Genomic DNA, 12,061 nt, shown 5'->3' on the forward strand with positions numbered 1-12,061 from the left:
ATCCATGCATGCAATCAATCGAACCGCAGCGCGTCGATCGGGCGCAGCTTCGACGCTTTGTCCGCCGGGTACAAGCCGAAAATGACGCCGACCAGCACCGAAAACATAAAGGCGTAGAAGCTGATGTCCAGCGAAATCCGGGTCGCCTGCTGCGGGTTAAAATAGGGCAGCAGCAGCGAAATGGCGATGCCGACCGTTAGCCCGATCAGTCCGCCCAACCCGCTGATGACGGTCGACTCGACCAGAAATTGCAGCAAAATATTGATCCGCTTCGCACCGATCGACTTGCGGATGCCGATCTCCCGTGTGCGTTCGCTGACTGTAACGAGCATAATGTTCATGATGCCGATCCCTCCAACCAGAAGGGAGATGCAGGCTACGCTGACGAGCTGGTTGGTCAATGTGTTAGTGGCGGCCATGCCGGCCTTCAGCAGCTCGTCCTGGTTAATCAGCTTGAACCCCTCGTCCGACTTGAACGTGAAGGTCAAGTACTGCCGCATCGTTTCCTGAGCGCGATAAATGTCCTCGCGCGTCGGCGCTTCGATATAGGTCGTGCGGATTTGCCCCAGCTTGAACTGGCGCCTGGCCGCTTCGAGCGGAACGAGAATCGCCGAATCGATGGAGCTGCCGCTGATGTTCGAGCCTTTCGACTGCAGCGTGCCGATGACTGTGAAGACAACCCCGTCGATGTTGATGTCTTCCCCGGTCGGGTCGAGGTAGCCGAACAGCGTTCGCGCCACTTCGCTGCCGAGCACGGCCACATTGTTGCGAAAATCGTGGTCGGTATGGGACAGGAACCGCCCTTCGGCCAGCTTCGCTTTCATGATCGCCTGATAGCGGTCGTTCGTGCCGATGAGCTGGAACTTCTCCTGCTTGCGGTCATATTTGACATTGGCATTCGCTTTGACCATCGTCGGAGCAATCGTATCGAATTCGGGCAGCGTTTCGAATCGCATCAGCTCGTCGTAGTCGAGCTGGGTGGCCCGCCCGGTGCCAGTGACATTGACCACAAGCAGATTCGTTCCCAAGTTTTCGTACTGCTTCGCGATTTCCTCGGAGGTGCCCCGGCCGATGGAGACGAGCGTCACGACGGAGCTGACCCCGATAATGACGCCGAGCATGGTCAGCATCGTACGCATCGGGTTGGCTGTCACCGTTTTGAGCGCCATTGCGACCAGTTCGAACAGCCTCATGACGTCGCCTCCTTCGGCGAGACGGAGGACAAGTGCGGGGCCAGCCGCTCGTCGTTGACGATCTCGCCGTCCCTCAGCGTGACGACCCGCTTCGCGTGCGTAGCGATATGGCGGTCGTGGGTGATGAGCACGATCGTATTGCCGGCTTCGTTCAGCTCGATCATCAGCTCGAGCACCTCCTGGCCGGTGCGGGAGTCGAGCGCGCCGGTCGGTTCGTCCGCCAGCAGAAGCGACGGCCCGATCGCCAGCGCACGTGCGATAGCGACGCGCTGCTGCTGTCCGCCGGACAGCTCGCTCGGCCGATGATGCCCCCGTTCGCCCATGCCGAGCTTGGCGAGCATCCGGTGGGCCCGCTCGCGCCGTTCCCGTTTCGGCAAGCCGGCGTAGATCATCGGCAGCTCGACGTTCTCGGCAGCCGTCAGGCGCGGCAGCAAATTAAACTGTTGAAAGATAAAGCCGATTTTCCGGTTTCTCATTTCGGCCAGCTGACTGTCTGACATTTTCTCCGTCTGAATGCCATCGAGCCTGTAGGAGCCGGAGGAGGGGATATCCAGAAGTCCGATCATGTTCATCAGCGTCGACTTGCCCGATCCGCTCGGCCCGATAATGGCGACGAAATCGCTCGTCGCTACGTTCATAGAGATGCTCTTTAAGATCGTAAGCGGCTCTGCGCCCCGGTAATATACTTTGGTAATGGCTGATAGCTCGATGATATTCATGTCCGTCACCGTCCCTGCTGTTCATTAAAGCTTATTTTTTGGGCGCTGCCGGCGCCTTCGCTCCGTTGTTCCCGCCGCCACCGCCACTTGCGGCACCTGTGCCGCCGGCTGCCGGAGCTGCGTCGGTCGGCTGGAACTGCTGGCGCAGCCGCGCGTTTTCCTGAGGCGTTCCTTCCGCGAGCTTCTGTATCGTAGGGATAATGACCCGATCGTTTTCGCTTAGTCCTTCTACGATTTCTACATCGGTTTTGCTGCGAATGCCGATTTTCACCTCATGCATCGGATTGACAGTACCGTCCGGCTGCACCAGCGTCACATACCGTTTGCCCTGCTTTTGCTGAACGGACTCGACAGGCAGCAGCAGCGTGTTTTTCTTTTCCTTGACGAGAATTTCGCCGGTGGCCGTCATTCCGTATTTCAAATCCCGCGTATTTTTCACTGCCAGCGCCACGTCAAAGAACGTTACGCCATTCACGGTGTTGCCGACCGACGACACCTGGTTCACCTCGGCCTGAAACACCCGGTCCGGCATCGAGTCGACCCGCACGTCGGCCTTCAGTCCCGCCTTTACGCTCGGCAGGTCGAGCTCGTCGACCTGGATCGGCAGCTGCATGTTGTCCAGACTCGCGATACCGCCGAACTGCGTATTCGTCGTGACTTTCGAACCGACGGTGATGCTGTTGAGGATATTCGTCTTCTTATTGACGAAATCGGTCGAGAACACGCCGTCGAACGGCGCTTTGACCTTGAGCGAATCTACTTTCTCCTTCAGATCGGATACGGTGATGCGCTGCTGATCGACAGCCGTCTGCTTGTTCGCGACGTCATCGCCGATCGTATCGTTAACGATCGTGCTAATGATATCGCCGCTTTGCACGATCATGCCCGATTTATATGGAAGCGTTCCGATGCTGCCGGCAACGTTGGCCAGCACGGTCACGACCGAGCGGTACTGCAATACCGCCTGATCGGTCGATTTGACGATGCGTTCCCCGATCCGCACCTCGCCCTTCGCCTTCATGCCGGCATCCATCGTACTGTCGTTGGGCACGATGACCTCGACGTCGATAATTTTGCCTCCTTTGGCGTCGGCCCTCGGCTGGCGACCGATGCTTTGGATGCGCCCGGTCTTGGTCAGCATGAAGCCGTCCAGGTATAGATCGACTGAATCGCCGACTGCAAACTGAACGGCATCTTCAAGCGGGAACGGCACATTGACGGTAAGCGTATTCAAGTCGGAGATCGTCGCCAGCTTGGTCGTCTTGGTAACCGTCGTCCCGACGTCGATGTTGTTCACATACACCAGCTTGCCGCCGATCGGCGCTTTCGTCTGCAGCGAGTTCATCTGCTGCTTCAGATCGTTCAATTCCTTGTTGAGCTGGTTCAGCGTCACCTGCGCTTTCTGGTAATTCGTATCCAGCGTTGGGCTGGATACCTCGAACAGCAGCTCGCCTTGCTTGACGTTCTTGATGCGGCTCAGCCGAATCGATTTGATCGTCCCGTCCGAAGGCGCGATGATCGTCTGCATGTCTTTGGGCTCGAGCTGCGACGTTCCGGATATCGTAAACCGGATGTCTCCGCGCCGTACTTCCGCGGTCATCTCCTGCTTCTCCAACTTGCCCGCATGCGGCGTTCGCGATATATACGCGTATGCCGAACCGCCGGCGACGATGAGCGCGAGCAGGGCGATGGCGGATTTCTTTTTGGCGGCTGAGTTCATTCGAAATTCCTCCTGTATATGGTAGCCGTACTACTGGTGTATGCGCTTACTTTTCGTTCCATTCATAAGGAAGCGCATCGTTTTATGCATGGATTTTACAATAGATTACCATAAAAATATGACGAAAATAATAAAGTTTATGTCATATTTTCCAGGAAAGGAAATGAGAGAAGAGATTCGATGGCATGGAAGGAAATCGTTATAAAACGCAAAAGCGACGACGCGGAGGACTGCAAATGAAACGAATGATTTTGGATCATGGAGAGATACAATTCAGATTTTTGAAATAATAATTGCTTTTAAACGTAATTATAATTACTATATAAAGTAAATATGGAGGTGGGTAATGATGGATGACCTACAGCTTAACGTATCTTTGCTTCGCCGGCGCGTACCGAATCTGACAGCCGCGGCGCGCGCAGTCGGTTTGCGTCCGGCAACCGTCTCGAATCTGTGCACGGGCAAGACGCCGATAGGGAATGCCGAAGTCAAGACGCTGGTCACTCTCGCTTCGCTGGCGGGATGCAGCGTCGATGAGCTGCTGATTCGCGGAGGCGGCATGGCGATGATCGAGACCGGCATTAAAGTGATCGACCTGCTCGCTCCCCTCGTCAGAGGCGGCACGATCGGTCTTGCGGGCCGACGCGGCAGCGGTCAGCTGGTGATGATGGCCGAGCTTTGCCGCCGCATGAAGCGCCGCGGGTATGAGACCGTCTTTTGGAAGCCGGAAGGGGAGGTTAGCGGCATCGGTAATGTGGAGAAGTCGGCTGATGCGGTATTTGCCGGGCCGGATGAGGTGGCGGAGCATATCGTCTCCATCCGCAGCGACCGGGACGTATTCCTGTTTGCCGACCGGACAGTTGTCTTGTCGGGGGAGCTGTTCGCCTTGCGGCAGCGGTTGGAGGACGCAGCGGGGAGGCCGGTCACGACGGCGCTGGTCGACATTCTTTTTGAAGCGGTTGATGAAGAAGTGCCGTATGGGCCGCTTGATACGTCCTTGCGCTTCGACGTCGATCTGTCCTCCCGAGCGTTGTTTCCGGCCGTTGACCCGGTGTTCTCCATCTCTACCATGCTGGAAGGCGCTTTATTGGAAGCGACGCACTTGACGCTGCAGCAGCGGGCACGCAAGCTGCTTCGGCGTTACCGAGAACTGCGGGCGGTCGTAGGCGCCAAAGGATTCGAAGTGTTGACGGAACCGGACGCGGCTGCTTACAAGCGGGGAGAACGGCTGGAAGCTTATTTTTCGCAGCCGTTTTATGCGACGGAGGTATTTACGAACAAGCCGGGAGAATGGGTGGCGCTGCAGGACACGCTCGATGACGTTCGGCGCATTTTGGACGGTGCGTCCGATCATATGGAGGTCCGGAGGCTCTACTTCTCGGGAAGATTGGCGCTGGAAGACGCGCAGGGCGAACAATAAATCGAGGGTCAGGAGGAGGGGCACCGATGACTTCATCATTCTCTAATCGAATGCAGCACACGGACTGGATTGAGCCTCACAGCCGGGCATGGTACGAGCAGCTTGCCGGTGAGTACGGGGAGTACGCCTATCCGTGGAAATCCGAATTTGACGAGCCAACCGCCGAAACGATGTTCGGGCAACGGCTGGAGGCGAGGATCGGGGAGCATACCCGGCTGCTCGACGTCGGTTGCGGTCATGGGGACTTTCTACACCGGTGGGCCGGTCATGCGATGGAAGCGGTAGGAATCGATGTCGTCGAACCGTTCATCGCTACGGCGAACCGCCGTAGACTGCAGCCTTCGCACCGGTTTTTGACCGTTGACGTCAATGAGGGGCTGCCATTCGAGGACGGTTATTTTGACATGGTCAGTTCGAAAAAGGGCCCTTGGCTCTATCGCAAAAGCGGCGGGGAAGGCCGCAGAGTGATCAAGCCGGGAGGGACGGTGCTGCATTTGATGCACGGAGGCACGGATGGCGGGTTGCGGGCGCTGTTCCCCGACTTGTATACACCGGTGCCGCCGTTCGATAAACAAAGGTCCTTGCAGCATGTGGCGAAGCAGCTGGAGCTTGCGGAGAGCGGCTTGACGGATATGGAGATCGAGGTTGTCGAAGAGGTGGAATATTTATCCAGACCGATCGATGTGCTGATCAAAAAGTACTTTGGTCAAAGCCGCGCTTTGCGGGAGCAGGTATGGCGGGAGCGTCTGGCCGGTGTGGAAGAGGTGTTTCATAAGCATGCGACGGCCCGGGGGCTTCAAGTGACGAATGTGTACTATATTGTGACCGGCAGGGTTCCCTTCTAAAGAGGGATATGGCGAGAGCTGCGGGCGGATGAAGGCCGTCGGGATGGACTCAATAAGCGAAGGCTTGAACTTGGATCCGGTACTTCTCGTTCCGGCTGCCATTGCCCTCATTCAGGAAAAGAAAAAGCGCCCTGAAACAAAATCACGAGGATTTTGCAGGGCGCTTTATTGTTACTTCACCGCATACGCGGCGGCTGCTTTGCAGAACCGCTCCACTGCTTCCTGGAGCAGTGAGCGCGGGCAGGCGAGGTTGATGCGCAGGTAGCCTTCGGCTTCCGTACCGAACACGGAGCCTTCGCTGAAGGCAACCCTTGCTTCCTCGAACATGAGCTTCTTCAAGCCTTTCACGTCGAGTCCGAGCTTGCGGCAATCGAGCCAGAGCAAGTACGTGCCGTCGGGTCGCATCACTTCGACCTGCGGCAAATGCTCAGCCAAGTAGCCGATCGCGTACTCTACGTTGCCGTTAATATAATGCATCAGCTCATCGAGCCATTCGTCGCCTTCGTTGTACGCGGCTTGTACCGCATCCGGCACGAAAAAGTTCGTCATATGGAGACTGAGCGTCTTGATGCGCATATCGAATTTTCGTTTGATCTCGGGATTCGACGCCACAATGAAGGACGATTGGATACCGGGCAAATTGAACGTCTTGGTTGGCGCCAGGCAAGTAAGCGTAATATTCGCCAGCTCCTCGGACAGCGATGCGAACGGCACGTGCGTGTGCCCGGGCAGCGCCAAATCGCAGTGAATTTCGTCGGAGATGACGGTAACGCCGTAACGCAGGCACAGCTCCCCGAGACGCAGCAGCTCCTCGCGATCCCAGATGCGGCCGCCCGGATTGTGCGGGCTGCAGAGCAGCAGCAGCTTCGCTCCTCCGCGCATCAGCTCTTCCAGATGCGCGTAATCCATCTCGTACCTGCCGTCGCGCAGGATGAGCGGATTTTTAGCCACTTGCCGGCCGTTCATGCGAATGACGTCGTAGAACGGATAATAGACCGGCGATTGCAGGATGACCTGGCTCCCCGGCTCGCTGTACAGCTCGACGGCCAGACTGAGCGAAGTGACGATCCCGGGGGAATCGGTGATCCATTCCGGCCGAAGCGTCCAGCCGTGGCGGCGCTCGAACCAGCGGATGATCGCCTCCACATAGGAGTCGCTCTTGATGCTGTACCCGTAGATCCCCTGCTCGGCGCGGCGAACGAGCGCTTCCTTGACAGCGGGAGGGCTTTCAAAATCCATATCCGCCACCCACAGCGGCGTAATATCTTCGCGTCCGAACAGCTTGACGGACTGGTCCCATTTATACGAATGGGTGTTGCGGCGGTCGATGATGCGGTCAAAATGATACTTCAAGCAGCTCACCTCATTTTACATAACGGTTTTATACCTATCTTGATATTGTACCATGTTTTGCGGGGAAACCGTTACTTCCTGCGCTAGGATTGTGTAATTGCCGCGAAGGGGTATACTGGAAACGAAGGTATGACGCATTTACCAGAAAAAGGAGTTGATCCTGTGCCGCAGCATCAGTCAGGCGAATATCAGGTATATATCGGAAGCTACGCTCCGGAAACAGCCGCGGGCATTTATCAGTTTGCCCTTCGGCGCGAGAGCGGGGAGCTTCAGCGGAAGCGGGAGCTGACGGGGGTCGAGAATCCGTCCTTCCTGGAGGTGAACCCGGAGGAGACCCGGCTGTACGCAGTCAGCGAGACCGGGCAGGGAAAGGTAGTCGGCATCGCGATCGAACCAAGCGATGGGCTGCGCATCCTGGACGGGCAGCCTACGCTGGGCGGCGCACCCTGCCATTTGCGGCTGTGCGGCGATGACCGTCTGCTTGTCGTGGCGAACTACAATGGCGGCAATATCGTGCTGTACCCGATCGAAGCGGACGGGGGCATCGGGCCGCTGGCATGCGAAATCAAGCATACGGGAAGCAGCGTTAACCCGGAGCGGCAGGAGCGGCCGCACCCGCATTCCGTGTTCCCAGATCCGTCCGGGCACTTTGTGCTGGTTCCCGATCTGGGGACGGACCAGATTATGGTGTACCGGCTTGACCGGGCGGCGCGCAAGCTGTCACTTCACCGCGAGGTGGCGGCAAGGTCCGGCTCCGGTCCGAGGCATTTGGCGTTTCATCCGGCCGGAGACGCGCTGTACGTCATTCACGAGCTCGATTCGACCGTCACCTCGTATACGTACGATGCGGCGAGCGGCGAATTGAAGGAGCAGGACACCTGCTCGACGCTCCCGGCCGATTACAACGGCTGGAATGGCTGCGCCGAAATCAAGGTGTCGCCATGCGGTCGTTATTTGTACGCGTCCAATCGCGGGCATGACAGCATTGCCGTATTCGCGATTGCCGAGGACCGCGTCTTACTGACGGCAACCCAGCATGTATCCAGCGGAGGAAAGACACCGCGCAATTTTGCGCTGACGCCCGACGGCGCTTACTTGATCGCCGCTAATCAGGATTCGGACACGATTGTGACGTTCGCGGTAGATCCGGATACGGGCAAACTGACGGAGACCGCGAGGGAAACCGGCGTGCCCAAGCCGGTATGCATCCGGGTCGCCGCGCAGGAAAAGTAATTTTCGGCCAGCGTGACAGTGGTCCATGCTAGCTGGTCCGGCGCACATATACTGAATGGGAGCGGAGGGACGGGGCGCTGCTTAGTTCAGTACGGGGAGTGAATCGGATGGGCTTCTTCGGAGGTGCGTTCAGCTGTTTCGGCGGTTTTATTGCGGCCGGCGCCATTCTGGTGCTGTTCATTTTGCTTGTTATTGTGGCCTGCATTGGATTTTTCTGGGTATAAACCGGCCCCTTGCGGGCGGACGGAATGAGAATTGCAGCTTGTCTTGCTGAAGACGGGCTGCAATTTTGTTTTGTTCGGCGGCGCTGTGAATCAATCGTCCGCCGGGCTTGCCGCATCGCGGTACTGGCGCGGATTGCGGCCGAAGCAGGCGGTGAACTGCTTCGTGAAGTAAAAGGGGCTGCGAAAGCCAACCTCCTCCGCGACTTCCGAGATGCGCAGCGACGTATGTTCAAGAAGGCGCGCCGCATGGCGCAGCCGAAGCTTGATGAGCGTATCCATGACCGAGTCGCCGGTCTGCTCGCGGAACAAATGCGATAGGCGGGAAGGGGACAGCATGACCCGGCGCGCAAGCGATTCGATCGTATGCGGCTCCTTCAGATGGGAGCTTATATAGTTCAGCGTTTCCTCGATGCGCGGGTCCAGCTGCCCGCGCTTTTGCGTGTTTTTGGCGAGCAGCAGGACGACTTCCTCCATCGCGTTCAGCGACAGCAGCCGATGATAATAGTCCGTTCCGTCCTCAAGGCTGTACTTGAGCAGCCGCTCGAAGGCGACGACCATTCGCTCGAACGTCACTTTGCGCTCCACTTGCAGCCGAATGAGTCCCCCGCCGGCTCCGGTGGTCTGCAGCAGCTCGAACCAGCGAGGCTCGGGCACGAAGTGCGCCCAATAAAAGTCCCAATGATGCCCTTCCGGCGTGTAGTAGTGATGAGGCACGCCCGGCGGCAGCAGGATAACGTCTCCCTCCAGGCAGCTGACGCTGCCGCCGTCGGAACGGTATTCGCCCTGCCCGGCGATCGTGAACGTCATGAGCCAATCGCGCGTGCCTTTGGAACGCGTGATCGCATAGCCGTAAGTTTCGCGGAAATGGCCGGCCACCAGAACGCCCGATGGCGGCGCTTTCGTTTCCCTAGCGGGAAGATCGGGATGGGTGGTCACGTTTTTGTTCCTCCTTGTATGCTCGTCTTCTATTTGAATGCTGTCGGATTGTATGCTTTATAAAGACGCATACTCTTGCCAGCAGTAGACAGCAGAATTGTTAAGGTATTCAGCCACTCTATTCATTTCGGCGGCTGTCAGTTCATTTTATAATAAAAACAAGAAAGATTCGAGGTTCAACGATCCTACTGGAGGGAAGAACGATGACTTTACAGGCGCTTGGCGGTGTGTTGTCAGAAGCACAGAAGCAGCAGTTTCGTGAAGAAGGGTACTTGGTGGCGCAGGGTTTGTTCCGGGAGGAAGCAACCGAGATGAAGGAGCTGTTCATGACGCTGCATGCGGCAGGCCCGATCCCGGGTTACTTCCATCCCGTGCCTGCGGAGGAAGCGGGCGGGGACATTCTGAAGCAATATCCGCGTATGATGCATCCGCACCGCTACAACAAGAAGGCGATGGATTATATGCTGCACCCGAAGGTCATGCATATATTGGCCGACCTCTACGGAGAAGAGCCTTTGGCTGCCCAGAGCATGTTTTATTTCAAGCCGCCGGGGGCGAAAGGGCAGGCGCTGCATCAGGATAACTTCTATTTGAAGGTGGAGCCGGGAACGTGCATCGCGGCTTGGACGGCGGTCGATGCGGCCGATGAGGAGAATGGCGGGCTGTTCGTAGTGCCGGAGTCGAACCGGTTTGACATCTTGTGTCCGCACCGGGCGGATCCGTCCGTGTCGTTCACAAGGGAGGAAGTCGACGTGCCGGAAGGCTACCAGCCTGTACCGGTTATCATGGAAGCGGGGGACGTGCTGTTCTTCAACGGCAGCGTCATTCACGGCTCGTACCCGAACACGTCGTCCGACCGGTTCCGCCGGGCTTTCATTTGCCATTACGCCAACGCATCGGCGACGAAGATCGGCATGCATTACAAGCCACTGTATCACCATGACGGCAGAGAGGTGCAGGGCATCGACAACAATATGGACGGCGGCCCGTGCGGCACCGAATACGAAGCGAAGGAAGCGCATTGACGCTTCCTTTTTTTAGTTCCGGCGCCTGGACAATAAAAAATTGACTTTGATAATGATAACCATTATCATTTAGATAATGAGAAACGTTATCAATTAGAGGAGGGTATTCATATATGGCGTCGTTGTTGATTGTGGGAGCGGATCATTTGGGGAACATTCCGGAGCATTTGGCAGGCTTAGGTGTAAATGAAGTGCTGCATATGTCCGGCCGGAAATGCCAGATGACCCGCAAGGGCATTCCCGAGAAAGTGGACGCCGTACTGGTGTTGACCGATTATGTCAATCACAACTTGACCAAGGTGATCAAGCAGCAGGCCAAGGAACAGGATGTTCCGATCTATTACGCCAAGAGATCGTGGTGCTCGGTGAAGCAGGCGCTTTGCTCCTGCGCAGATACGTGCGAATGGCTGAAAACGACCTGATCCCGCACCGCGCCCGGGGTCTGCGGCACCTTAGTACTTGAGCTTGTCCAGCACGCGCTCCACTTTGCGAAGATGCGCAGCCATGCACCTTCTCGCTGCGGCGGCATCGCCTGCCCTGACCGCTTCCACAATCGCCGAATGTTCATCGGACAAGCGGGCTGCCTCGCTTTGCTCGGCGAACAGCCACAGTCGCCGGCTTTCCCTCATGACCGGACCCATCGTCAGAAACAGCGTCTCCAGCGTCCGCGTCAGCAATTCGTTGCCGGAAGCCTTCGCCAGCGCGAGGTGAAACCGGATATCGCTTTCTTCCAGTGCAGCTTCCTCCGTTAATGCCATCATCTCTGCGATCACATTCGTCATTTCCGTCAGCTGTTCTTCCGTTCGCCGCGCCGCGGCCATCGCTGCGCTCTCGGTTTCCAATATATAGCGCAGCTCGAGCCATTGCTTGAGCTGCTCCACATTGCCGATCTCCGGCGCCTCGATCTGAAACCCGTCGCTGTCTTTGAGCACGAAGGTCCCCCCGCCATGCCTCACATCGATCCATCCATGGGCTTTTAACGACATTAACGCTTCGCGTATCGTAGACCGGCCGACGCCATGAAGCGAGGCGAGCTGCTCGACGGAAGGGAGCCTCGAGCCTACGGGCCATTCGCCCCGTGTAATTTGGTTGCGCAAAAGGTCGGCGACCACTTCGTATGCTTTGCGGATCATGTGCAGCTTCTCCTATCGTTCGTCCCTTAGATTACGGTTATTGTATCATGCCTGTATATGAAAATTATAGACGATGCGCAAGGGTCAATGCTATAATCAAGTCATCAGATGACCTGATTAATATTTGGCGAACCAAACGATGCGGCCAGACAGCCCCTTCCGGGCATGAGGCAGCAGGACGCCCGCGATCGAGCCAGCAGAGCAGAGCGGGGCAGTCGGTCGTTCCGGTCGCCGGTTACTATCGGTTTGGAGGGATTGGA

General features: G+C 57.2%; 12 protein-coding genes. 6 read left to right on the forward strand and 6 right to left on the reverse strand.

Features of this window, described 5'->3' with window-relative positions:
* Positions 1-14: 14 nt before the first annotated feature.
* From KXG62_RS21485 to KXG62_RS21495, 3 genes are read right to left on the reverse strand one after another with little or no spacing between them, the layout of a single operon-like run.
* Positions 15-1,193, reverse strand: a complete 1,179-nt coding sequence (locus KXG62_RS21485) for an ABC transporter permease (RefSeq protein WP_218094070.1) — start codon at positions 1,191-1,193, stop codon at positions 15-17.
* Positions 1,190-1,912, reverse strand: a complete 723-nt coding sequence (locus KXG62_RS21490) for an ABC transporter ATP-binding protein (protein WP_281426936.1) — start codon at positions 1,910-1,912, stop codon at positions 1,190-1,192. The genes KXG62_RS21485 and KXG62_RS21490 overlap by 4 nt, the downstream gene beginning before the upstream one ends.
* A gap of 31 nt (positions 1,913-1,943) precedes the next feature.
* Entirely contained in the window at positions 1,944-3,632 is a 1,689-nt protein-coding gene (locus tag KXG62_RS21495) for an efflux RND transporter periplasmic adaptor subunit (RefSeq protein WP_218094071.1), read from the reverse strand.
* A 346-nt stretch (positions 3,633-3,978) separates the two neighbouring features.
* Here KXG62_RS21495 and KXG62_RS21500 point away from each other — a divergent pair, with 346 nt between their 5' ends.
* Both KXG62_RS21500 and KXG62_RS21505 read left to right on the forward strand, forming a co-directional pair.
* Entirely contained in the window at positions 3,979-5,052 is a 1,074-nt protein-coding gene (locus tag KXG62_RS21500; RefSeq protein ID WP_343223503.1) for a P-loop NTPase family protein, read from the forward strand.
* Positions 5,053-5,078: 26 nt separating this feature from the next.
* The gene (locus tag KXG62_RS21505) at positions 5,079-5,897 is read left to right on the forward strand and encodes a class I SAM-dependent methyltransferase (RefSeq protein WP_218094072.1); all 819 of its coding nucleotides are present in this window, start codon (positions 5,079-5,081) and stop codon (positions 5,895-5,897) included.
* A gap of 171 nt (positions 5,898-6,068) precedes the next feature.
* On the opposite strand, the gene KXG62_RS21510 is transcribed toward KXG62_RS21505, so the two are convergent.
* Positions 6,069-7,250 (reverse strand): MalY/PatB family protein, encoded by a 1,182-nt coding sequence (locus KXG62_RS21510; protein ID WP_218094073.1) that lies wholly within the window; start codon positions 7,248-7,250, stop codon positions 6,069-6,071.
* Between the two features lie 162 nt (positions 7,251-7,412).
* Between KXG62_RS21510 and KXG62_RS21515 the strand changes: the two genes are divergently transcribed.
* Together KXG62_RS21515 and KXG62_RS21520 are read left to right on the forward strand one after the other, a co-directional pair.
* Positions 7,413-8,483 (forward strand): lactonase family protein, encoded by a 1,071-nt coding sequence (locus KXG62_RS21515; RefSeq protein WP_218094074.1) that lies wholly within the window; start codon positions 7,413-7,415, stop codon positions 8,481-8,483.
* Between the two features lie 107 nt (positions 8,484-8,590).
* On the forward strand, positions 8,591-8,707 hold the full coding sequence (locus tag KXG62_RS21520) for a YjcZ family sporulation protein (protein WP_218094075.1): 117 nt from the start codon (positions 8,591-8,593) through the stop codon (positions 8,705-8,707).
* Between the two features lie 90 nt (positions 8,708-8,797).
* Here the strand turns inward: KXG62_RS21520 and KXG62_RS21525 are convergent, their stop codons facing one another.
* The gene (locus KXG62_RS21525; protein WP_218094076.1) at positions 8,798-9,643 is read right to left on the reverse strand and encodes a helix-turn-helix domain-containing protein; all 846 of its coding nucleotides are present in this window, start codon (positions 9,641-9,643) and stop codon (positions 8,798-8,800) included.
* 203 nt (positions 9,644-9,846) lie between these two features.
* On the opposite strand from KXG62_RS21525, the gene KXG62_RS21530 reads away from it, so the two are divergent.
* Together KXG62_RS21530 and KXG62_RS21535 are read left to right on the forward strand one after the other, a co-directional pair.
* Positions 9,847-10,668, forward strand: coding sequence for a phytanoyl-CoA dioxygenase family protein (locus KXG62_RS21530; protein ID WP_218094077.1), 822 nt, complete (start codon positions 9,847-9,849; stop codon positions 10,666-10,668).
* 113 nt (positions 10,669-10,781) lie between these two features.
* Complete coding sequence (locus tag KXG62_RS21535) at positions 10,782-11,090, forward strand: DUF2325 domain-containing protein (protein ID WP_218094078.1); 309 nt, start codon at positions 10,782-10,784, stop codon at positions 11,088-11,090.
* Positions 11,091-11,120: 30 nt separating this feature from the next.
* Here KXG62_RS21535 and KXG62_RS21540 read toward each other — a convergent pair whose 3' ends face one another.
* The gene (locus KXG62_RS21540) at positions 11,121-11,801 is read right to left on the reverse strand and encodes a FadR/GntR family transcriptional regulator (protein ID WP_218094079.1); all 681 of its coding nucleotides are present in this window, start codon (positions 11,799-11,801) and stop codon (positions 11,121-11,123) included.
* Between the last annotated feature and the right edge of the window lie 260 nt (positions 11,802-12,061).

This window comes from Paenibacillus solanacearum (assembly GCF_910593845.1).
Classification (GTDB): domain Bacteria; phylum Bacillota; class Bacilli; order Paenibacillales; family NBRC-103111; genus Paenibacillus_G; species Paenibacillus_G solanacearum.